This is a genomic window from Microbacterium pseudoresistens (assembly GCF_013409745.1).
Taxonomy (GTDB): Bacteria; Actinomycetota; Actinomycetes; order Actinomycetales; family Microbacteriaceae; genus Microbacterium; species Microbacterium pseudoresistens.
Genome location: NZ_JACCBH010000001.1, coordinates 1,954,767 through 1,976,887 on the forward strand (window position 1 = coordinate 1,954,767; position 22,121 = coordinate 1,976,887).

A 22,121-nucleotide genomic window follows, 5' to 3' on the forward strand; every position below is an offset into this window, starting at 1 on the left:
CAACGATCGAACGATGATGTCGAACTACTACACCCTGCAACCGCTCGTGGTGGGCACATTCACTGCGATCCCGCTTTCGCATTTCCGCAGTGACGCGCCCAAAGACGCGACGGTCGCCGCCCCCTGCATCTCCTGGCTCGCACGAGGCGACGATGGTGACCTCATCGTCGTCGACACCGGTCCAGGAGATCCGGCGGGGGACGCGGCGAAGATCCACTATCCCTTCACTCGCGGTCCTGGACAGCGTATCGACGAGGCGCTTCGCGTGGTCGGCGTGGATCCGGAGGATGTATCCACCGTCATTCTGACGCATCTGCATTTCGATCACTGCGCGGACGGCGAGCTTCTTCCCTCCGCGCGATTCTACGTACAGCGCAGCGAACTGGAGTACGCCGAGCGGCCAGATGCCCGCCAGGAACGCGCATACGATCTCGGTCATGACGGCATTCGCCCGGCATGGTGGAAGATCCGGGATCGAATCTCCGTGATCGATGGAGAGCACGAACTCACTCCCGGATGCACCATCTTGCATACTCCCGGACACACTCCGGGATCGGCATCGGCGGTGTTCCGCCGACAGGACGGCGTTCGCGTCGCAATCGCGGGCGACCTCATCAGTCGCATGGAGAACTGGTCAAACGAGCGCGGTGATCATATCCCTCCGGGGCTCGTCACGAGTCTCGCCGACTGCGCAGCATCGTGGAGAGCCCTCAAGCACGCCGCCGATGTTGTACTCGCTTCCCACGACGAACGCATGCTGGACCTTCATTCCACGGAACATCGTTCCACCCCGAACAACGAAAGTGATCAATGATGAAGAAGTTGCTGACGGGATCTGTCGCCCTTGTGCTTGCAGTAGCACTTGCCGGGTGCGGTGCCAACATCGAAGACACCGGAAACGAGCCCGATGACGCTGGGAGCGGCCTCACGCATATTGCGGTCGGTGACATCAAGATCGCGTCGCAGACGGACGCATATGCGGCGCAAAAGCTCGGTTTCTTCGAGGATCATGGTCTCGACGTGGAGTTCACCTACGCGGCGAACGGTCAGGACATCCTGACGGCGATCTCCAGCGGATCGCTGAATCTCGGCCTGGCCATACCGGGAACCGCGATGACCGCCAACGCGAGCGGCTTCGATTTCGTCGGCGTCGTTCAGGATCAGATCGCGCATGAAGAGGGCCCGGACTCGGGTGGTCTCATCGTCCGAACGGACAGTGGGATCTCGTCGCTGGCTGATCTGGAAGGTCGCAGCCTGGCGGTGAACGCGACCGGCGCGAACCAGGTCTACGTCTCGATCGTCAAGACCCTTGAGGACGCGGGGGTGGATGTCAGCAAGGTTCAGTTCCAGGAGATCCCGTTCCCGCAGATGCCGTCGGTGCTCGAGCAGGGGCAGGTGGACGCCGTCGCCGTCGTCGATCCGTTCACGACGATGATGCTGTCTGACTCCGCATACACCGACCTGGCCTGGTACTACGTGGAGGCCCTTCCCGGAATGCCTCTCAGCACATACTGGGGTACGCGTGAGTGGGTCGAAAGTCATCCGGATGAGGTGAGCGCCTTCAACGCGGCCATGACAGAAGCCGTCGAATACCTCAGGGCCAATCCCGATGAGGCGCGGGACCTGATCGCTGAGTTCACCGGTCTCGATCGCGCTCTTCTGGACAACATGCCGGATATCCAGTGGTCGACCGAGGTGTCGGTGGAGACCTGGGAGAAGCTGATCGACATCTACGTTCAGGCCGGACTGCTGCCCGAGGCCGTGGAGGTAACGGATCTGCTGACCGCTGCTGCTCTTGACTGACCGCTTGCACCGAGATCCGTGGGTTCGGCCCATGGGAGAGGCAGGATGAACATGAGACGAACAAAGAGTCAGGACGCCTCGACATCGATGAGCAGCGTGATCCTGAAAGCGAAGGGTCTATCCAAGTCCTTCAGGATGACGACGGGAGATCATCACGTCTTGAAGGACGTCGACCTGCAGATCGAAAGAGGATCCTTCACGTCGATCATCGGTCCTTCCGGGTGCGGGAAGTCCAGCTTGCTCATGTGCCTGTCCGGTCTTTCCAAGCCGACGTCCGGTGTTGTCGAGATCGACGGCAGAGAGGTGACATCACCGCCGGAAGAGGCCACTTATCTCTTTCAGCAGTACTCGAAATCGGTGTTTCCTTGGCGCACCGTCCGGGAGAACGCTGAATTCGGAATGGAAGTCTCGGGCGTCCCCAGAAAGACCCGTCGAGAGCGATCCGCCAATATTCTCGATCGTGTCGGGCTCGCCAAGTTCGCTGATCGGTATCCCAGCGAGCTCTCCGGTGGGATGCAGCAACGGCTCGCGATCGCACGAGCCCTCGTCTGCGAGCCGCAGGTGCTGCTCATGGACGAGCCGTTCAGCGCCGTCGACGCTCTCACCCGGGCGCAACTCCAGGATCTTGTGCTGGATATCTGGGAAGAAGCGGGTCTCACGATCATCTTTGTCACGCATGATGTGGAAGAGGCCGTCTACCTTTCCGACCGTGTGATCTCGCTCGGCCGCGATGCCGCAGGAATCCAACTTGACGTCGAAGTGGATTTGGCACGCCCGCGTAATCAGATCTCGACCCGTGAGTCTGCGGAGTTCATGTCGTACCGTCATGAACTTCTTGATCTCGTACTGTCTGACCACCACCCGGATGGGAGCGCCTGATGCGGCTGTTCCACACGCGGTTCACAGGAGTGCTCCTGCTGATCGTATTGGCTGCTGTCTGGCAGCTCGTGGCCACACTCAATGTGATGAATTCGTCGAGTCTGCCGACGGTGACGGAGATCCTTTCCTCGTTGTGGGAGCTCACCGTCTCCGGAGAGCTGCCGAGTGAACTCGCGCTCAGTCTGCAACGTGTGGCGATCGGGTACGGGCTTGCAGTGATCATCGGCGTCGGACTGGGTCTGGCCATGGGCTACTCACGTGCTCTTCATAACCTGCTCGAGCCGGTCACCGAGTTGCTCCGACCGATACCGAGTCCTGCATACATCCCCTTGGCCATCCTCTTCCTCGGGCTGGGGGAGTCGATGAAGATCTTCGTCATCGCGTTCTCGTGCACCTTTCCCATTCTGCTGAACACCTTCAGCTCGATCCGGGCGGTGGACCTGGTTCTCGTCGACACGGGGCGTACTTTCGGCGCGAAGCGGTTCGATCAGATCGTCAAGATCTACCTTCCTTCTGCTCTGCCGGGCATTTTCACAGGTATGCGGGTCGCGCTGGGCATCAGCCTCATCGTGGTCGTGATCGCGGAGATGGTTGCCAGCGGTGGCGGCATCGGCTATTTCATCCTGAATGCACAGCGCTTGTTCCAGGTGCCCGAGATGTATGCAGGAATCGTGACGTTGGCGGTGACGGGATACCTTCTGAATCTCATCTTCGTGGTCATCGAAGGCAGGGTGCTGCGCTGGCAGCCGAAGTCGGTGTGAGTTGGTGGTGAGTGCCCGAGGAGCGGACGTCGCGACGTCGATCTGGGCAGAGGAGCCGTTGCGGGTGACCGCGTCGTGAGTACCGGCAGGGCGGCCGTACCACTGCGCGAGGACGTCTTCACGCAGACGACGATCTTCCTGTTCTCGGTGTCCTTGGGGATGGCGACCGTGATCGTCCCGCTGCTGGCCACCGCCGCCGGATACCAACTCGGCGTCGTGGGCTTTCTCATCGGCGTCTCGGCCATAACGCAGATCGTGGCCCGAGCGGGCATGGGCGTGCTCATGGACCGGTTCAGCACGCGGACCTTCATACTCGCCTCGCTCCTTCTGCTGGCCGCGTCGTGCGCAGTGCTGGCCGCCAGCGACGCACTCTGGGCATTCATCGTCTCCCAGTTGCTTCAGGGCGCCGGGCGCGCATACTTCTTCACCGGCACGCAGACGCACGTCGTGCGGGGGACGAGGCCGGCGGTGTCGGCTCTGGCGATCATGAACGTGACGAACGGCATCGGTCTGCTCGTCGGCCCGCTGCTCGCCGGATTCATCGGCGACAGCTCGCTGATCCTCGCGCTCGTCGTTGCTGCGGCAATCGCCGGAGTGGCGATCCTGACCTGTGTGTTTCTCGTCCGCTACGAACCCTTCGTGAAGCAACAGCCCATCGAAGGGGAAGTGAAGCCGTCACGGATGTGGCGTCGCTCGGGAGTGATGACGGCGGGGTGGATGGGGGCGGTAGCCGGCGCATGGCGTGGCATCCTGAACTCGTATCTTCCCTTGCTGATCACGCAGGCCGGCCATTCGATCCCGGTGGCCGGCGCGATGATGACGCTTGCGAATCTTGCCGCTCTGGGAGGATCGGCGGTTGCGACGCCCGTGCGCAGGCTGGGCATTCCGATCTCCACGGTGCTCGGCACCGCTCTCGTCTCGCTGGGCACCGCTGCGATGGCGCTTTCGACGGCGAACTTCGTGTGGTCCGGCATCTTCCTCGCCATCTCCGGCATCGGTGCCGGGGTTCTGCAGACGCTCGGGCCGGCGCTGGGTGCCGAGTCGGTCGATCCGCAGGAGCGCGGGCGATCGATCGCGGCGATCGGGACGTTCCGCGCCATCTCGCTGCTGATCACGCCGATGGGCATCGGTGCGCTGGTCTTCGTGCTCCCCTCGGCGGCGGTCGCCACCGCTGTGGTGGCAGTCGCGGTCGCCGTTCCGGCGATGGTGATGCGCGGATCGGGCTCCGCCCGCTCCTGAAGCGGTCTGGAAGTACGTATCCGAGAGATTCGGGGATGACGATCCGCGAATCAGCGCTGTAGATGATCCTTCAACGGAATCTTCAGGTCGCCCGCTGCCTCGACCGGGATGTTTCCGCCGACCTCGAGGATTCGGCGAACCGTCATATAGTCGCGGGGGCTGTTCACGGACTCGACGGAGACGATCTCGCCGTCGCGGTAGTACAGCGTGGAGAACTGCTCGCTACCCGGCTGACCGCGCACGACGGCATGGTCGTATCCCATGGAAAGCCCCGCCATCTGCAGCTTCAGATCCGCTTGGTCCGACCAGAACCAGGGCACGGGCGGCTTCCCCGGTTCACGCCCCAGCAGGGCAGCCGCCGCAGACTTCGCCTGAGCGATCGCGTTCGGCACCGACTCGATTCGGATCTCGCCATGTACGGGGTGGGCTGTGAGAGCGCAGTCGCCCGCCGCCACGATTCCCCCGATTCGCGTGCGGCCGGCTTGGTCGACCCTGATCCCTCGCGCATCCGCAAGCCCAATCGAGGATGCTAGTTCCGTGTGAGGGAGCAGCCCGATGCCGACGACGACCACCTCGGCTTTGATGGCTCGGCCGTCGCTGAGCCCGACCCCGGTGACGCGGCCGTCGGCGCCGTGGAAGCTGGTGACGGTGGCATTCAGCTCGATCCGGGTTCCGCGCCGCGTGTGGGCATCCGCGTAGAACCGTGACATCTCCGGTGCGACGGCGCGGGCCATCAAGCGGTCGAGCGCTTCCAGGACTGTCACGTCCTTGCCCTTTGCCGTCGCGGTCGCGGCGATCTCCAGGCCGATGAAGCCGCCGCCGACGATGGCCACGTGGTCTGCGGCGTCGAGTTCGGCGCGCAAGGCAGTCGCGTCGTCGATCGTCCGCAGATAGTGGATGCCCGCCAGGTCGGCTCCGGGAACGCTCATCCGACGAGGAGTACCGCCCAGGGTGAACGCAAGACGTGAGAATCCGATCGTCTCTCCGTCGCTGGTCGTCGCGGTTCCGGAGCTGCCGTTCTCATCGTCCAGGGTGATCGAGTCGATCCACATCCCGCTCTGGATGGCGATGTCGTGGAGGTCGTAGAAGTCGGCGTGACGCAGTGTCAGATCCGGGGATGCCGCCTGTCCGGCCAGGAAGGCCTTGGACAGGGGCGGTCGCTGGTAGGGGAGGTGGGCCTCGCCGCCGACGACGGTGATCGGATCGAGGTCGCCGAGTTCGCGGAGGCTGGACGCGACCTGAAGTCCGGCTTGCCCAGCGCCGATGACGAGGGTTCGCCCGCGGGCAGCATGCGACTGAACGTGGTCCATGGTTCTCCTCGAGACTAACGGCATAACCATTAGACCACACCGAGACGGCGTTTCGTCACTCAGCCGGGTCGAACGCTGTCATTCCTTGACGCGAGCGAGGCGCGCTGCTGTTCTCTTCAGGTGTCGCTCGAGGATCGTTCGCGCACCGTCGAGATCTTTGGCCTCAAGGGCATCGATAATTGCGCCGTGCTCGCTGACACCCTTGGTGCCCGTGTTGGCCGCCGAGTTCTTGGCCTCGTGAAGTGACAGAAGCAGGGAGCCGCGGAAGCTGTGCATCATCGCCTCGATCGCCGGGTTGTGCGTGCATCCGGCCAACCGCACGTGAAATGCCGCGGACATGTCTGTGGAGTAGATTCCCTCCGCGTTCGCCGCCTTGGCATCGGCGACGAGCTGGCGAAGCTCGACGATATCCTCTGGTGTTGCGCGCTCAATGGCCAGCGGGAGGACGCCCAGTTCGAAGATCTGGCGAGCTTCGGTGACCGCGGCTGCCGTGATCGGAGACAGCGAGAGCAGTTGCGCGAGATTGTCGCCGACGAGTTCCGGTGACGGCGCCGTCAGGAACGAACCTCCCTGGGCGCCGACTCGTACCTGGATCAGGCCCGTCGCCTCGAGCACACGGAGTGCTTCGCGCACCGTGACCCGGCTGACACCGAACTGCTGACAGAGCTCGCGCTCGTTCGGGAGGCGGTCTCCGGGGCGCAAGCTTCCGTCTTGGATCAACTGCTTGATCTGGTCGACGATCACCTGAGACGCACGGTCTACGGTCACCCGGTTGAAGCGTGGCTTCGGGGGCACGGTGGAGGGTGTGTCAGACAAGAACGTCTCCTGTCGTTAGATGGCTGGAGCAATGCGCGAGGCGTCGTGTTCCGGAGTGTCCATGGAGCGATCGTCTGATCGTGCGCGTTGTCAAATAGGTTAGTCCCAAAACGCGCGAGGAGAGGTTCTGCGCGTCATCACGCGCCTCGGAACCGCGGCTTTCTCTTCTCCCGAAACGCTGCGATGCCTTCTCTTCGATCTTCGGACGTGCGGATGATCGTGTTGAGCATCGATTCTTGACGATGTGCGGTCATCAGATCGAGGTTCTCCGCGTCCCGGATGACCTTTTTCGCGAATCTCATGCTCAGCGGAGCGTTCTCAGCCAGGACGTCGGCGAGTTGTTCCGCCGTCGCGGCAACCTCGTCTTTGGGAACCACCTGAGTGACCAGCCCCCACTCGGCAGCGGTTGCGGCATCGTAGCGTGCACCCGTGAGCACCATCAGCGATGCTCGGGTCGGTCCGATGATTCTGGTGAGGAGGGTCGTTCCGCCGAGCGCGGGAAACATACCGATCCGGGACTCCGGGAGGGAGACCTCCAGTCCCTCTGCGGCGATCCGCAGATCACACGCGAGCGCGAGCATGAGACCACTCCCGAGAGCGAAGCCATGCATCGCGACGATGGTCGGCACCGGGACGTCCGACCATCGGACGTTTAGCCGATCGCGCAGTTCACGGTTCAGATGCTCCGCCGGTGACGATTCGTCGTGCTCTCGCAGGTCGTGGCCAGCGCAGAAGCCGGCTCCCTCACCACGGAGCAGTATGACGCGAACCGAGGGGTCGCGTTCTGCGCGATCGGCGACATCGAGAAGCCGATCGATGACGGCGCGATTCATCGCGTTCCGTGCCTCGGGCCGGTTGAGATCGACACGGAGAACTCCGTTCGAGTCGAGCGCGACCCGGACCGGGTCGTCGGCGGAGGTCGCGTTCATCGTCAGCTCCTCTCCGTGCGATCGCCCAGAGACAGTACGACATCAAGCGCGACGGCCCCCCGACCGGCGCGCAGCGCGAGCAGAGGATTCACCTCGATCACTTGCACTTGAGGAAGAGCGGTGACCATTTCGGCCATCCGCGTCATCGCCGCTGTGACGGCGGCAACGTCGTATGCCGGACCCCCTCGATACCCTTCGAGCACACGAACGATCTTCGTGCGGCGAAGCAGTGCCTCCGCGCGATCCGTCGTCATGCTCTCCGCGCGGCCGATGACGATGTCGTCATGCAGTTCGGTCAGCAATCCGCCGCTTCCAACCATGACGACGTGGCCGACTTCCACGTCGTATTTCGCGCCGAGGATCAGTTCCACTCCGCCTGAGAACATTGGAGTGACGAGCACTCCTTCGAGCGCGACGTGTGATCGGGAGGAGGCCTGCGCGATTCGGGCGTAGGCGTCGACCAGTGCCCGTTCGTCGGCTATCCCGAGCTCGACGAGGCCCAGATCGGACTTGTGCGTGACTTCGGCGGTGACAGCCTTCAACACCACCGGATAGCCCACTGCGCCGGCGGCGGCCAGGAGTTCCGACTCGCTGTGCGCGACGAACTCGGGAGGGACGGTGATCCCGAACTCTTTCAGAAGCGCCTTTCCTTCTGGTTCGGAAGCCACCGCATCCGGTCGTGATGAGACCTGGTCGATGGTGGCTACGGCAGCCTTCGTCGGTGCGGTCATCGCGAGCTGTCCCGCGGACGGTTGACGGCTGGCGCGCTCCCTAGCCAAGGCGGCGATCGCGTCGTCGACGCCTTGCAGAACGCCGACATCGCGAAGCTCCCGCCGGAACTGCGCTCCATAGCCGGTCACGCTCTCTTTCAGCAGCGAAAACGCGGAGATTGACGTGTCCGTCTTGCGGGCGATGTCCTCGATGCGGCGCAGATATCCACCGGATCGAGGCGTCCGCGCATTGTCGGGGAGATTCTCTTGGACAAGGACTGTTCCGAACTCCGGCGCCTCTGTGAGTATCTGCACGCATCTGCTGAAGACCTCCGGTCTCGTCAGTCCGAGGAAGCCGATGTCCAGGGGGTTTCCCACGTGTCCGCCCATCGGCAGCAGTGCCTCAAGCTCCGAGACGGTTTCGTCGCGCAACGCAGCGAACTCGACGCCGTGTTCTTCAGCGGCTTCGAGGATCAGCGATCGGAGTCCGCCGGAGTACACGACCGCGGCCACGCCGTCATTTCGTGGCCTCTTGGCGTGGCCGAGCAGGTTCAGCAGTTCGATGCCCTCTTCGAGAGTATGTGCACGGATGACTCCCAAGTCTTCGCAGAGTGCGTCGAATGCCTCGATCGAGCCGACGAGCGCTCCGGTATGCGCCTTCGCGGATTCCCTCACCTCGTCGGTGCCGCCGATCTTGACGGCCACGACAGAAGTTCCGGTGCGGCGCGCGGCGACGCATGCGCGAATGAAGGCCTCGCGATCGCGAATCGCCTCCAAGAAGACCATGATCACGCGCACACCCTCATCGTCGGCGAAGTACTCGATGAAGTCGGCCGTCGTGCTCCCGAGCTCATTGCCCGTCGTCACGGCGTAGGCGATCGGTGCGCCGCGCTTGTGAAGAGCTCGAGCCGCGAAGAGTATGACGCCCCCACTTTGCCCGACGACCGCGATTGGCGCAGGATCGGGCACGAGTTCGATCTTCGCGGTCAGATTGGCGAATCCCGTTTGCGCCGCGAAGTTGCCTAGGCAGTTGGGACCAGTCATCGCGAAATCCGCCCCCGCGATGGCTGCCCCGATCTGTGCAGCCAGCTCAGCCTCGGGCCCTTCGCTTGCGCCGCCGATCTCCGATGCATAGACGGTTGCGCTCTTGGCTCCGACGGCGATGGCCTCTTCGATGACCGTGGGCACGTGCTTCGCACTTACGAGCACGGCGACATGCTCCGGCGGTTGCGGCAGTGCGCTCAGGGACGCGTACACACGCTCCCCCCATACCTCATCTCGTGACGGATTCACGAACTGCGTCGTGCCGCGGAAGCCGTTCGAGCTAAGGTTCCTCCGAATCACTTCAGTGAAGCCGCCTTCCTGTGCGCCGACGAGCGCGATGTGCTTCGGATCGAAGAGTGTACGGATACTGTCGCTGCTGACTGCCATCTCTGCCCTTTCCAAGGCGACCAATGCGATGATATGTTCTATCACAGAAAAGTTTTCGCTTTTCGCCCATTACAGCATGAGATCACAGTGCAGTGCCAGCCCTGCGGGCGCTGGTCCCATCACCGAGCGGTATCGAAAGTCGAGGATGAACGAATGAGCAACTACGAGACGATCAGGGTCGATCGAGACGATGCTTTGACCACGGTGACGCTGTCGCGTCCCGAGAAGAAGAACGCGATGAACCCGCAGCTGCACGAGGAGATGCACGATTTTCTCAGCCGGCAACTCCATGACAAGAAGACGAAGGCCCTGGTCATCACGGGCGCTGGCGATGCCTTCTCGGCGGGAATGGATCTGAAGGAGCACTTCGCTGACCTGGCGTCCGACATCGATGAGCTCAACAGAGTCCGCTACCTGTCACAAGATTGGCGAGGCCGTTTGCTTCCGCTTCAGCCCGCGGTGACGATCGCGAGGGTGAACGGATTCTGCTTCGGGGGTGCGTTCCCCATCGTCTTGGGGTGTGATCTCGCCATTGCTGCTGACGAGGCCAAGTTCGGTTTGTCGGAGATCAACTTCGGTCAGGTCGCCGGAGGGCCCGTCTCCAAGATGCTCGGTGATGTGCTGCATCCGCGTGATGTGATGTATCACCTGTTGACCGGCGAGCCCTTCTACGGCCCTCGTGCCGCGGAGATCAAGTTGGTGAACTCTTCGGTGCCCGGCGCGGATCTGGACGATGCCGTTGCGGTCCTCGTGGCGAGTCTCCTCGAGAAAAAGCGGGAGACGCTTGCGCTCGCGAAGCGTCTGTACCGCAACAGCATTCATATGCAGCGAGAGGGTGCCTTCGCATACGCGAACGCGACCGTCGCAGAGCTTTCCCAGGCGACCAAAGGCGAATGGCTGGAGAAGGGGGTGGGGGGATTCATCAGCAAGGAGTTCAAGCCCGGAGAGAACGCATACCGAGCCTCCTGACCGCCGTCCCGGATGTATAGAGTCTCAGAGCATCTTGCCGAGATCGCGCGCTTTGACGAGCAGTTTCGGCAAGAACTCCTCGTGTAACCTTTCGAACGATGTCCGTGCCGCGAGCGCGCTGATGACGACGCAGGCGACCGTCTTCCCGCCGACGTCGACGACGGGAACCGCGACTGCCCGCAGCCCCAGTTCGATTTCTTCGTCGTTGATCGAGTAGCCGTCGCGGCGGATCTGTTGCACTCGGTCGCGTATCGCAGCGATGGTCGTCAGCGCGTTCGGTGTGCTCGACTGCGGGCGTACGTCTCGAAGATAGTTCTGAAGGTCGTCGTCATCGAACGCCGCCAACAGTACCCGACCCGCGGAGGATGAGTACAGAGGAAGTCGTGATCCGATACTGAAGCCCGTAGAGACGACATGAGTGGACTCCGCGCGCGCGATGAACAGCGCCGAGTTGCCATCGAGCACCACGAGCGAGCAGGACTCGTTGATCTGATCGCGCAGGTCGGCGAGCAATGGCTGCGCGAGAAGCGGGAGCGGATTGGTGTTGGTGTATGACGTCGAAAGCCGCGTCATTCTCGGCGTCGGCCGGAAGAACTTGCCGTCGTAGCTCAGGTATCCGAGCCCCTCAAGCGTTCGCAAACAGCGACGTGCCGATGCCGGAGTGATGTCCGTGAGGGTCGCCGCCTCACTGACGGTCAGCCGTGGGCGGTTACGGGAGAAGCACTCCATGATGGCGAGACCTTTGGCGAGTCCGCCCATGCTCTCCTCGCGCTGCATCGTTCTGCTGGGCATTCAGGTGCTGCCTCTCCACGACTGTTGATCCAGCCGCTGGCGTTCCGCGAGCGGGGAGCTCGGCGGGATATCTACCGACCTCTTCCCATTCTACCGAAAATGCTTCGCATCCATGCAGGTGATGTTCTCGGTCGGTTGACGCGGGCGAGCCTCTATCGGTTCTCAGGCTCGGGGACCGGCCTCCCAGGGTGTGATCTTCTTGTGGACCCAGCCGAGCAGGCTCATGCCTCCGACGGAGACGCCGGCGAGGATGAGGACCGACGTGTACATCGCAGGCATGTCCAATGTCTGCGATGCGTTCCAGATGTTGTGACCGAGACCGGCGGTCGACCCGAACAACTCAGCCACGATGACCCCGATGACTCCGCGCCCGATGGCGAGTCGGAGCCCGCCGACGATCGAGGGAACGGAACTGGGCAGATACACCTTGAGCAGGGCCTTCCATCCTTTTGCGCCATAGACCTCGCCGGCCTCGACGTACAGTCGGTTCGTCGTGGTGACCCCGACCATCGTCCCCGTGATCACCGGGAAAATGCACTCCAGGAATATGATGATGAGCTTCGGCCACAAGCCGAGCCCGAGCAACACGATGAGAACGGGCGCAATCGCGAGCATGGGGGTCGCATAAAGGGCGTTGAGCAGGGGGTTCGCCCACTTGCGTGCCGTGTCGTTCGCGCCAAGAGCTAACCCGAGGAGCACTCCGAGCACTGCCGCGCTGGTGAAACCGATCAGAAACTCCTGTCCGGAAGTCCAGATGTCGTTGAGCAGCGGCCCGTTGGTCGCGAACTGCTCGGCGACATACTGCGCCACCTTGAGCGGGGACGTAAAGATCAGCGGCGATGTGATGACGTAGTCGGCCAGCAACTGCCAGAGAACGACAAATGCCATGAGCAGGACGATGATGCGAAACGCGTTCGATTCGTAAAAGCGTCGGCGATGCCGCCCCGACGTCGCAATCGTCTCGGTTGTCGTGGCTGTAGCCACATCGGGCTCCTCTGTTCACGGGCTTCAAAGAGTCGGAATCTGCGACCGCCACGGATCCGTCAAGGAGGCGCTCCGACAGGTTCCGCGGCTTCTAAGGTTCAGTCGAGGTCGAGCTCGGTCGGGGCGAGTGTCGTGTAGTCGGGCACCTCCGGCTTGCCGCTTGCAGCGAGCGCCTCGTTGAGGTAGCTCCAGTCGAATGCATCAGTGAGATCAGCGGGAATATCGCTACCTTTGAGGATATTCCTCCAGGTCGAGACTCCGAGGTTGCCCTCGAGGGCCGACTGAGGTGCATAGCCATCGAAAGCGAGCCGACCGTCACGGACGTAGTAGTCGTACATTGCCTTCGCCGTCTCTTCGGAGATCTTGCCTCCGCCGCTGGAGCTGACGGTGGTCTGCCAGTGGCTCACGACAGCGTCCTCATTCGCGGGATTGGCAAGCCATTCTCCTGCCTCGACCAGCCGCTTCAGGTATGCGACTACGGCGTCGCGATTTTCCTCTGCCCAGTCGGCATTCACTACGGTCATGCCTGTGATGTAGCTGTCGACGTAGTCGACCATGTCTCCGACAACGTGATAGCCCTGAGCCTCCAATTCGGTCGCCTGAGGGGGCGCGAACGCGAGGCCCTTGATCTGACCCGCTTCGAGTGCGGCGACACCTGCGTTTCCGGTTCCGACCTGGGTTTGCTGAACCTGTCCGGTGAGCCCCGCCGCGCCGAGGACGACGTCCAGGGCATCCGTGCCGGCGGCCGTAGGGCCCAGGATCCCTACAGTCTGTCCGTCGAGTTCCTGGATGTCGGGGAGCTCCGGAATAGTGACGATCTGATAGACCGGCTTGATCGCGTCAACCGCGATCACGCGAAAGTCTTTGGCTCCCTGGGACCACGCGGGCAGGATCGATGAGATGCCCAGGCCGTTCGCCATTTCGGCGCTTTCGCCCTGCGACACCAGCACGGCCATCTGCCCGAAGTTCGAGAAGTCGAGCTGCTCCACCGTGACGGGGTCGTCTCCGGCGAATTGCGCGTCTTCCAGTGCGGAGAACGTGACGAGACCGAACGGGACGGGGTCGCCCGGATGTGGGATGAGCATTCTGAGCGTGGTCGGTTCAACCGCGGAGCCGACGGCGCCGGGATCCTCCTCGGCTGACGATGGCGCGGTTGAGGGGGCGCTGCACGCTGCGATGGACAATGTCGCGATGGTCATGCCTCCAACGGAGACCGTGCGCCGCAACCTTGCGGCGAGTGAGTTCTCTTTCATGATTCTGACGACCTTTCGGTTAGCGATGTGTCGACCATTGCGGAGCGCACATCGTCGGCGATGAGCGTCCATACATGCTCGGTGTAGGCCTGAAACTCGGGACTCCGCTTGAATGACAGGTCTCGGTCACTGCGGTACCCCGGGACGGATACGACCTCTTTGACTCGGCCCGGGCTGGAACTGAGCACGATGACCTCGTCACTGAGATAGATCGCCTCCGAGATGTCGTGCGTGACGAAGACGACCGTGAGATCCGTCTCGTTCACGATCCTCGCGAGCTGGCCCTGCAGATACTCTCTGGTCTGCGCGTCGAGTGCGCCGAACGGCTCGTCCATCAGCAGCAGCGCCGGCTCGGAGACGAGCGCACGACAGATGTTCACTCTCTGCCGCATCCCGCCGGACAGCTGATGGGGATAGGCACGCTCATATCCAGCGAGACCGACGAGCTTCAGAGCCTCTTTGGCTTTCTCAGATCGGAAGTTCTTCGAGAATCCGCGCATTTCGAGCGGGAAGGACACGGCACCTTCGATTGTCCGCCAGGGCCACAGGGCGTCTTGCTGGAAGACGTACGCAACGTCTTCACGGCCGAGCTCCGGCATTCGACCGTCGACCGTCACCGTGCCCTCGCTCTGACGGAGGAGGCCGGCGAGAATGCGCAGGAGCGTCGTCTTGCCGCAACCGCTCGCACCGATGAGCGAGACGAATCTCCCTCTCTGCACCGCGGCCGAGACGCGGTCGAGGGCCAAGTGACTTCGCTCGCTCGTCGCGAACGTGTGCGACAGATCCTTGATCCGGATCATTGTTTCACCCGTCGAGCGACATCATGCCCGGTCGCGTCGAGTGCGGCCTCGTGCAGTGCGCAAGTCCCCACAAGAACTCCTTTGTGATCGTGGTTCGTATTCCATGATTGCGCGAGACGCCATTTTTCGCAAGTACTTCGTAGATCGAAAAATGCCCAGAGGGCGAGGCGTTCCTCCTAAGAGTTTCGACAACCTGTTTGACGGCGGATGGCGGAAGTGATGGCGCGTAGAAATGAGGTCGTGCAGCGGGCGTTCACTCAGCTGGACATAGAGCATCGGACTGCGCTTGCGGGAGTGATTCCGGCCCTGGAGTCCTTCGTCGGCGCGCTGGGCGGGCGCCCGCGTCTCTGACGGGAGGGGCGCACCCCAGGGGTCAGCGACCGGCGAGCGCGATCTCGGTCTGCTCGCGGAAGTACTCCCACCGACCGGGCCAGGGCCCGCGGAACTCGCGGAGATCGGCGAGCTCGTCGTCGGGGATGAGTCGCGGGGGCAGACCGGTCTGCAGCACTTCGAGGTTCGTGCGGGCGAGCTCCTCGAGGAGCAATGCGTTGACGGTCGCCTCCTGCAGGGTTTCGGCGACGGAGACGATGCCGTGGTTCTGCAGGTGGCAGAAGGTCTTGTCACCGAGGGCCTTCGCCAGGTTGGCGCCCTGTTCGGGGGTGGTCACGAGGTGCGCGTGGGGGTAGAGCCCGAAGTCGTGCTCGTCCACGTAGGATGCGGGAATGTGCAGCAGCGGCAGGATCGGTCGTTCCAGGACGCCGAGCACCGTCGTCGCATGCTGATGGGTGTGCACCACTGCTTGCACATCCGGCCGGGCCTTGTAGATCTCCGTGTGGATGAAGGTCTCTGCGACGGGGATCCCCTCGCCCTCCTGCTTGCGTCCTTCAAGATCGACGGTAATGATCCGATCCGCTGTCAGCGTGCTCAGGCCGCGGACGGTCGGGGAATGCTTCGGCTTGATGACCACCTGGTCGCCGACCCGGATGCTGACGTGTCCCAGATAGTCGACGAGTCCGTGTACGTGGAGGATCCGGCCGGCCTCTGCGACCAGTTCCTTGGCTTCTGCGATGTTCGCTGACATGTGGTGTCCTCACGATCCTTCGGAGATCTTGCGGCTGGGTGGGAAGGCCAGAGTGGGAGCTGGCGACGCTGCTTTGCTCGGCCGCGTGGGTCTCTGCAGTCTACTGCAAATTGGACTAACCATCATAAATAACATACAGATGTCCGATGGTGTCACCGAAGCGCGAGCCCGGTCAGCGCGGAGAGCGACTCCGTCGTGTTATCGCCGAACGCCTCCCGCACGGCAAAGCCGCGCGAGGTCACGTCGAATACGGCATGGTCGGTGTAGACCCGCGAGACGCAGCCGATCCCCGTCAGCGGATAGGTGCACTCGGCGACCAGCTTGGACTGGCCAGACTTGGTGAGCAGATCGGTCATGACGTAGACGCTCTTCGCGCCGATCGCAAGATCCATCGCGCCGCCGACTGCCGGGATGGCACCAGGTGCGCCCGTCGACCAGTTCGCCAGATTGCCCGTCTGTGAGACCTGGAAAGCGCCCAGCACGCACACGTCGAGGTGCCCGCCGCGCATCATGGCGAACGAGTCGGCGTGGTGGAAATACGACGCTCCCGGGAGGGCGGTGACGGCTTGCTTGCCCGCGTTGATCAGATCCGGGTCGATGTGCGCCGGATCGGGGGCCTCGCCCATGCCGAGCAGGCCGTTCTCGGTGTGCAGGATGATCTCCTGATCCGTCGGCAAGAAGTCGGCCACGAGCGTCGGGGCTCCGATGCCGAGGTTCACATATGAGCCTTCCGGGATATCGGAGGCGATGCGGGCGGCGAGCTCGTCACGATCGAGTCGTGTGGTCATGAACGCATCTCCTCTGAGGCCAGCGGTTGCCCTTCCAGATCCACGCCGCCGACGAAGGCGTCGTCCTCGAGCCAGAGTCGCGAACCGACCGCGATGACGCGATCGACGAAGAGGCCCGGGGTAACGACGGACTCCGGGTCGAGGTCGCCGAGCGGCACGATCTCATCGACCTGTGCGATCGTCGTACTCGCTGCGGTGGCCATGACGGGGCCGAAGTTACGTGCCGTCCTGCGATAGATCAGGTTGCCCCAGCGGTCGGACTTGAAGGCCGAGATGAGCGCGACGTCGGCGTGGATCGGATACTCCAGCACGTAGTCGCGACCATCTATCGTTCGCTGCTCCTTGCCCTCCCCGAGCTGTGTGCCGACACCCGTGGGCGAGAAGAAGGCGCCGATTCCGGCGCCGGCGGCCCGGATGCGCTCAGCGAGGTTTCCCTGAGGAACCAGTTCGAGTTCGATCTGTCCGTCGCGATACAGTCCGTCGAAGATCCAGGAGTCGGTTTGACGGGGGAACGAGCAGATGATCCTGCGCACGCGCCCTGCGGCGAGAAGCGCCGCGAGACCGGTATCCCCGTTGCCCGCGTTGTTGCTCACGATGGTGAGATCGGCCGCGCCGTGGGCGATCAGAGCATCGATGAGCTCAACGGGCTGCCCGGCTCGGCCGAATCCGCCGATCAGGATGGTAGAGCCATCGCGGATGTCGCCGAGGGCGGTTCGCGCGTCGGCGACGGACTTGTCGATCATATCGCTCCGATCCCTCGATGGTTCGCTGTCTGAACAAGCGTTCGCTTCCTGAGCAACGCGGCGATCACGCCTCATCCCCGTAGACCTGCTGGGCGACGCGGTACGCCGTGTTCGCGGCCGGCACGCCGGAGTACACGGCGCTCTGCAGGATGACCTCCTTGACCTCGGCGATCGTGAGCCCGTTGCGCAGTGCCGCTCGCAGGTGCATGGCGAGCTCCTCATGATGGCCGTGCGCGATGAGTGAGGCGAGCACTGCGACCGAACGCATCCGCCGATCGAGGCCCGGCCGCTGCCACACGTCCCCCCACGCCACCCGCGTGATGAAGTCCTGGAAGTCCGCCGTCAGCGGAGTGATGCCGTCGTTCGCGCGATCGACGTGTTCGTCGGAGAGCACCTCACGGCGAACACGCATGCCGTTCTCGCGGCGCTGGAGATCCGTGAGGTCGTCATCGGCGACTGGAGAGGTCATGCGTCGTTCCTTCGGGTGGTGATCGAGTCGAAGAATCGCCGGAGCGCTTCCGCGACCGCATGCGGCCGTTCCGCGGGGGGAAGGTGCGCGGCCTCCGCGATGCGCTGCGATCTGCTGCCTTGGATCGCCGCCGTGATCTCCTCCGCCTTCGATTCCGGAGCGACCTGATCGTGCTCGCCCCACAGCACGAGCGTCGGTGCGGAGATCTCTGCCAGGCGTTCCCGCACGTCGTAATCCGCGAGAGCCTCACAGCAGAGGGCGTAGCTCTCGTCGTCGGCATCGCTGAGCGAGTGCAGCAGTCTTCCGCCGATGACCGGGCGTTTCTGGAGCGAATCCGGTGCGAACCAGCGCCCGGCCGATTGCGACAACAGGCTCGGCGTTCCCTGGGCGCGCACCTTCGCTGCGCGCTCATGCCACGGGGCCGGACCGCCGAGGAACGCGCCCGATGCCACGATGGCCGCTGCGGAGACAAACCGGGGGTGCGCGAGCAGCAGCTCCAGCCCCACCGCGCCACCGAGCGAGACGCCCGCGTAGAGGATGCTGCTGTCTCCTTCGCTGCCGGCCACGTCGGCGACCGCATCGGCGAGCTCTGTGACCGTGAAGGGCGCCGACGCTTTCGGCGAGACTCCATGGCCGGGCAGATCCCAGGCGCTGACACGATATCGCTGTGCGAGCAGGGGAACGACCTCTTCCCAGAGGATCGTCGAGGTGCCCAGCGAGGGGCCGAGGACGACCAGTGGCGCGCTCGACGGCCCGACCGGCGCGGTGAGGGCGATCCTCGGCACGGTCATTCCTCCTCCAATGCGCTGTCGATGAGGGACGATGCGAAACCCAGATATTCGGCAGGGTCGAGGAGCTCGTGCACGTCGAGACCCGCGGAAGCCGCGTACGGGGCGAGGGCCGCCGTGACATCCGTCCCGGCGCGCGCGGCCTCGATCAATGCCGTCGCCGCCTCTTCTCCGAGCGCGATCGAAACTCGCTCCGCGACGATCAGGCTCCCGGTCATGCGCAGGTTCCGGGCGATCGCGTCGGAATCGACGCGCAGCCCTTCGAGAAGCCGCCTCGCGGTTCCCGATGCGCCCAGCGCCAGCCGCGACAGTTCGCGAAGAGCAGGCCACTCCGCGTGCCAGCTCCCGTCTGGTCGTTCGTCGACCGCGAGCGCCGACGCGGTGTGCAGGGTCGCGGCGAGATGCGGCGCCCGGACCGCCGCCGAACGGATGAGCACTGCCGCGGTGGGGTTCTGCTTCTGCGGCATCGCCGACGAGCCGCCGGCGGCGTGTTCGTGGGCCTCGCCGATCTCGGTGCGGCTGAGGGTTGCGACGTCGGCGGCGATGACGCCCAGCGCGTCGAGCACTTGAACGAGTGCGTCTCCGAGCTCTGTGACCGGCCACCTCGTCGTATGCCATGGCGCGTGCGGAACGGCGAGACCGAGTTCGGCGGCGAAAGCCGCGGGGAGCCGCGCCGCGCCGGCGCTGCCGCCGATCTGCACGAAGGACGCCAGCGTACCGCCGGCGCCGCCGAGCTGCGCGGGAAGATCGGCGGCGAGCTGCTCGAGGCGCCCGGCTGCACGCTTCATGCCGCGCAGCCAGTTCGCGGCCCGCAGCCCGAATGTCGTCGGCACTCCGTGCTGCGTGAGCGATCGAGCGGCACCGACATCGTTCCGGTGCGCTTCCGCAAGCGCCGCCACGGCGGTTTCCGCATCCCGCAGCACGGCGACCGTCTCGCCGGCGGCCTGCTGAGCGACCACCATGAGCGCGGAGTCGAGGATGTCCTGGCTCGTCGCGCCGCGATGCACCCATTCGCGGGCCTCCGCGGGGACGGCCGATCGCAGCATGCCGACGAGCGGAATCACCGGATTCCCTCCCGCGACCGCCGCCCTGGCCAGTGCGTCCAGATCGACCGCCCGGGCGATGTCGTCTCGCCGGGCGAAGGCGTTCGAGATCGCGTCTGCGAGCTCGGTCGGTGCGGCGCCGACCTTCGCCCACGCCCTCGCCAGAGCAGCTTCCGTGCCGACGAGGGCGTCGCGGATCGCAGCATCGGTCACCGCCTCGTCGAAGCCGGTCGTCACCGGCGAGAGCAGGCCGTGGTCGAGGGCAGGCGACTCAGTTCGAGAACGCAAGGAAGACGGTCTCCTTCTGGCCTTGTAGACGGATGTCGTGCTGCAGGTGACCGTCGGGGGCGCGCGTCGCCACGAGCGTGTCGCGCTCAGGAGCCGTCAGACGTGAGAGCAGCGGATCGGCCTCGAGCAGCGCATCGTTCCCGGGGAGGTAGATGCGGGTGTGCAGCTTGCTCGGCAGTCCCCGCGAGAAGATGACGGCCGCGAAGAACGGTGCGCCGTCGCCGGGCGCGCCGGGATTGCGGGTCCAGAACTCGTAGCGCCCCTCGTCGTTCGTGAATGCTCGCCCGAAGCCGGTGAAGCTGCGACCATCGCGCGCGAGGAAACCGCGCAGACGCGGGACCGAGCCGTCGGAGTCCGTCGACCAGATCTCGATCATGGAATCCGGAACCGGATCGCCGGCGCCGTCGTAGACCGTTCCGCCCAGCACGATCGACCCCGGCGACTGCGGCGGGACGACCTCGTGCATCCGCGGGTACTCCAGGCCGAAGGCGAAGAAGGGACCGATCGTCTGGCTCCCCGTGGTGCCATGGGTCCTTTCGGGAACCTCAGCCATCACAGATCCCCTCCTTCGGGCTCGAACCAGGTGGCATCGGGCCCGTCGACGACGATGTCGAACCGATACCCCAGAGAGAACTCCGGCACGGACAGATCGTGATCGTACACGGCGACGAGACGATCCCGATCCTCCTGCCGATGGATGCTGTTGTAGATCGGGTCGAGGGCGAAAAGCGGATCCCCCGGGAAATAGAGCTGGGTGATGAGCCGCTGAGTGAACGAGGCTCCGAACACCGAGAAATGGATGTGCGCAGGTCGCCAGGCGTTGAGATGGTTCTTCCAGGGGTAGGGGCCCGGCTTGATCGTCGTGAAGAAGTACTCGCCGGCGTCGTTCGTGATCGCACGGCCCGCGCCGGTGAAGTGGGGATCCAGCGGTGCCGGGTGCTGATCGCGTCTGTGAACGTACCGTCCCGCGGCATTCGCCTGCCAGATCTCGATGAGCTGGTGAGGAATCGGGCGGCCCCACGAGTCCAGAAGACGTCCGCGTACCGTCATGCGCTCGCCCTGGGGTTCGCCGCTGTGCTGCAGGGTGAGATCCGATTCGATCTCTGCCACGTCTCGCTGGCCGAACGCGGGCGACCAGAGCTCGATCGACTCGGGGTCGACGAGCTGGGGGTCCTTCGTCGGATGACGGAGAAGGCTGGATCTGTACGGAGGGAAATCCTGCACCGTCGTCGGCAGGGTCTCACCTGTGACCTCACGAGACCGGTACTCGGCATGCAAGTCGCCGATCTCCTGCGAGATGAGGGATTGGGGCTGCAGGCCGGCCGATGCATGCGGGGTCTCAAGGTCCGTCGCGCCGGATGCTCCTTCTGTCATGCCTCTCCTTCGACGCCGGTGGTGATGTCCTTCCATGATGTGCGGGCGTCGCGGTCATTTGCGGATGATTCCCATTCAATGAGAGTTGTTGTACGCTAGCGAGACCATGGCGAATTCTCCTTCCGGCGATTCCGTCGCCGGCCGGCTCATTCGGGTGCTCGAGACGTTCACAGCGGCCCGGATGGTCCAGACTGCGGCTGAGATCGGGCGACGATCCGGCCTGCCCGACTCGACGGCGCATCGCATCGTCGGCGACCTCGTCCGGGCGGGGCTGCTCGAACGGGATCAGGACCGCCGGATCCGTATCGGGATGCGCCTGTGGGAGCTGGCGACGCGCTCGTCCGATGCATTGCGACTGCGGCAGGCCGCTCTGCCGTCAATGGAGCGCGTGCAGTCCAGGGTGCGCGAGCATACGCAACTGGCGGTCCTCGAGCAGGATGAGGCGCTGTTCCTGGAGCGGCTGTCGGGGCCGGAATCGGGATCGAACGTCATTCGCGTGGCTGGACGCCTCCCCTTGCACGCTTCGTCGTCGGGGCTCGTGCTGCTCGCGTTCGGGTCGCGCGAACTGCAGGAGCGGATCCTGGCCGGCCCGCTCGTGGCGCTCTCACGTGAGACCGTCACCGATGCCGCGGCCCTGCGGCGGAAGCTCGCAGAGGTCCGGCGCCTCGGTCATGCCGTCGCTCCGGGATATGTCGAAGAGGTCTCCACGGGTGTGGCGGTGCCGGTCAAGGACGAGACCGGAGCGGTCACGGCGGCGCTCTCGGTCGTGCTGCGTCGGCATGACCTCGTGGAGGCGACGCTGGCAGAACTGCACGCGGCGGCGGGGGAGATCTCCCACGCTCTGGGCCACCGTCGGTGAGAGGATCCGCGC

23 protein-coding genes are annotated in these 22,121 nt (G+C 64.2%); 7 read left to right on the forward strand and 16 right to left on the reverse strand.

The features are described from left to right. Positions 1 to 13: 13 nt before the first annotated feature. From BKA02_RS09695 to BKA02_RS09715, 5 genes are all read left to right on the forward strand, one after another. A complete protein-coding gene (locus BKA02_RS09695; RefSeq protein WP_179433555.1) occupies positions 14 to 814 on the forward strand; it encodes an N-acyl homoserine lactonase family protein in 801 nt (266 codons plus the stop codon). Beyond that, positions 811 to 1,803, forward strand: a complete 993-nt coding sequence (locus tag BKA02_RS09700; protein ID WP_179433557.1) for an ABC transporter substrate-binding protein — start codon at positions 811 to 813, stop codon at positions 1,801 to 1,803. Before BKA02_RS09695 ends, BKA02_RS09700 begins: the two co-directional genes overlap by 4 nt. A gap of 87 nt (positions 1,804 to 1,890) precedes the next feature. Next, complete coding sequence (locus BKA02_RS09705) at positions 1,891 to 2,682, forward strand: ABC transporter ATP-binding protein (protein WP_179433559.1); 792 nt, start codon at positions 1,891 to 1,893, stop codon at positions 2,680 to 2,682. Then, on the forward strand, positions 2,682 to 3,443 hold the full coding sequence (locus BKA02_RS09710) for an ABC transporter permease (RefSeq protein WP_179433561.1): 762 nt from the start codon (positions 2,682 to 2,684) through the stop codon (positions 3,441 to 3,443). The genes BKA02_RS09705 and BKA02_RS09710 overlap by 1 nt, the downstream gene beginning before the upstream one ends. Before the next feature lie 75 nt (positions 3,444 to 3,518). Continuing rightward, the gene (locus BKA02_RS09715; protein ID WP_179433563.1) at positions 3,519 to 4,682 is read left to right on the forward strand and encodes an MFS transporter; all 1,164 of its coding nucleotides are present in this window, start codon (positions 3,519 to 3,521) and stop codon (positions 4,680 to 4,682) included. A gap of 50 nt (positions 4,683 to 4,732) precedes the next feature. On the opposite strand, the gene BKA02_RS09720 is transcribed toward BKA02_RS09715, so the two are convergent. The 4 genes from BKA02_RS09720 to BKA02_RS09735 form a co-directional block, all read right to left on the reverse strand. Then, positions 4,733 to 5,992, reverse strand: a complete 1,260-nt coding sequence (locus BKA02_RS09720) for an NAD(P)/FAD-dependent oxidoreductase (protein ID WP_179433565.1) — start codon at positions 5,990 to 5,992, stop codon at positions 4,733 to 4,735. Between the two features lie 78 nt (positions 5,993 to 6,070). Next, positions 6,071 to 6,808, reverse strand: a complete 738-nt coding sequence (locus BKA02_RS09725; RefSeq protein ID WP_218844512.1) for a FadR/GntR family transcriptional regulator — start codon at positions 6,806 to 6,808, stop codon at positions 6,071 to 6,073. Positions 6,809 to 6,945: 137 nt separating this feature from the next. Further along, positions 6,946 to 7,737, reverse strand: a complete 792-nt coding sequence (locus BKA02_RS09730; protein ID WP_179433567.1) for an enoyl-CoA hydratase/isomerase family protein — start codon at positions 7,735 to 7,737, stop codon at positions 6,946 to 6,948. Between the two features lie 2 nt (positions 7,738 to 7,739). Beyond that, complete coding sequence (locus BKA02_RS09735) at positions 7,740 to 9,878, reverse strand: acetate--CoA ligase family protein (protein WP_179433569.1); 2,139 nt, start codon at positions 9,876 to 9,878, stop codon at positions 7,740 to 7,742. 153 nt (positions 9,879 to 10,031) lie between these two features. Here BKA02_RS09735 and BKA02_RS09740 point away from each other — a divergent pair, with 153 nt between their 5' ends. Then, positions 10,032 to 10,847, forward strand: a complete 816-nt coding sequence (locus tag BKA02_RS09740) for an enoyl-CoA hydratase-related protein (protein WP_179433571.1) — start codon at positions 10,032 to 10,034, stop codon at positions 10,845 to 10,847. A gap of 24 nt (positions 10,848 to 10,871) precedes the next feature. Here the strand turns inward: BKA02_RS09740 and BKA02_RS09745 are convergent, their stop codons facing one another. From BKA02_RS09745 to pcaH, 12 genes are all read right to left on the reverse strand, one after another. Then, positions 10,872 to 11,639 carry an IclR family transcriptional regulator domain-containing protein gene (locus tag BKA02_RS09745; protein WP_218844514.1) on the reverse strand — a complete coding sequence of 256 codons (768 nt, stop codon included), beginning with the start codon at positions 11,637 to 11,639 and terminating at the stop codon, positions 10,872 to 10,874. Between the two features lie 162 nt (positions 11,640 to 11,801). Beyond that, positions 11,802 to 12,623 carry an ABC transporter permease subunit gene (locus BKA02_RS09750; protein WP_179433573.1) on the reverse strand — a complete coding sequence of 274 codons (822 nt, stop codon included), beginning with the start codon at positions 12,621 to 12,623 and terminating at the stop codon, positions 11,802 to 11,804. A 98-nt stretch (positions 12,624 to 12,721) separates the two neighbouring features. Then, entirely contained in the window at positions 12,722 to 13,822 is a 1,101-nt protein-coding gene (locus BKA02_RS09755; protein WP_179433575.1) for an ABC transporter substrate-binding protein, read from the reverse strand. Between the two features lie 50 nt (positions 13,823 to 13,872). Further along, positions 13,873 to 14,676, reverse strand: a complete 804-nt coding sequence (locus tag BKA02_RS09760; protein WP_179433577.1) for an ABC transporter ATP-binding protein — start codon at positions 14,674 to 14,676, stop codon at positions 13,873 to 13,875. Positions 14,677 to 15,049: 373 nt separating this feature from the next. Further along, positions 15,050 to 15,757, reverse strand: coding sequence for a class II aldolase/adducin family protein (locus BKA02_RS09765; RefSeq protein ID WP_179433579.1), 708 nt, complete (start codon positions 15,755 to 15,757; stop codon positions 15,050 to 15,052). A gap of 152 nt (positions 15,758 to 15,909) precedes the next feature. Further along, entirely contained in the window at positions 15,910 to 16,545 is a 636-nt protein-coding gene (locus tag BKA02_RS09770; RefSeq protein WP_179433581.1) for a 3-oxoacid CoA-transferase subunit B, read from the reverse strand. After that, positions 16,542 to 17,288: a 3-oxoacid CoA-transferase subunit A gene (locus tag BKA02_RS09775; protein WP_179433583.1), complete on the reverse strand. Its 747-nt coding sequence runs from the start codon at positions 17,286 to 17,288 to the stop codon at positions 16,542 to 16,544. Before BKA02_RS09775 ends, BKA02_RS09770 begins: the two co-directional genes overlap by 4 nt. Positions 17,289 to 17,352: 64 nt before the next feature. Beyond that, positions 17,353 to 17,757 carry a carboxymuconolactone decarboxylase family protein gene (locus tag BKA02_RS09780; protein WP_179433585.1) on the reverse strand — a complete coding sequence of 135 codons (405 nt, stop codon included), beginning with the start codon at positions 17,755 to 17,757 and terminating at the stop codon, positions 17,353 to 17,355. Then, complete coding sequence (locus BKA02_RS09785; RefSeq protein ID WP_179433587.1) at positions 17,754 to 18,548, reverse strand: alpha/beta fold hydrolase; 795 nt, start codon at positions 18,546 to 18,548, stop codon at positions 17,754 to 17,756. Before BKA02_RS09785 ends, BKA02_RS09780 begins: the two co-directional genes overlap by 4 nt. Next, positions 18,545 to 19,876 carry a lyase family protein gene (locus BKA02_RS09790; RefSeq protein ID WP_179433589.1) on the reverse strand — a complete coding sequence of 444 codons (1,332 nt, stop codon included), beginning with the start codon at positions 19,874 to 19,876 and terminating at the stop codon, positions 18,545 to 18,547. Before BKA02_RS09790 ends, BKA02_RS09785 begins: the two co-directional genes overlap by 4 nt. Continuing rightward, the gene (pcaG, locus tag BKA02_RS09795; protein ID WP_179433591.1) at positions 19,860 to 20,429 is read right to left on the reverse strand and encodes a protocatechuate 3,4-dioxygenase subunit alpha; all 570 of its coding nucleotides are present in this window, start codon (positions 20,427 to 20,429) and stop codon (positions 19,860 to 19,862) included. The genes BKA02_RS09790 and pcaG overlap by 17 nt, the downstream gene beginning before the upstream one ends. After that, on the reverse strand, positions 20,429 to 21,250 hold the full coding sequence (pcaH, locus tag BKA02_RS09800; RefSeq protein ID WP_179433593.1) for a protocatechuate 3,4-dioxygenase subunit beta: 822 nt from the start codon (positions 21,248 to 21,250) through the stop codon (positions 20,429 to 20,431). Before pcaH ends, pcaG begins: the two co-directional genes overlap by 1 nt. 106 nt (positions 21,251 to 21,356) lie before the next feature. Between pcaH and BKA02_RS09805 the strand changes: the two genes are divergently transcribed. Next, positions 21,357 to 22,109 carry an IclR family transcriptional regulator gene (locus BKA02_RS09805; RefSeq protein ID WP_179433595.1) on the forward strand — a complete coding sequence of 251 codons (753 nt, stop codon included), beginning with the start codon at positions 21,357 to 21,359 and terminating at the stop codon, positions 22,107 to 22,109. Positions 22,110 to 22,121 lie beyond the last annotated feature (12 nt).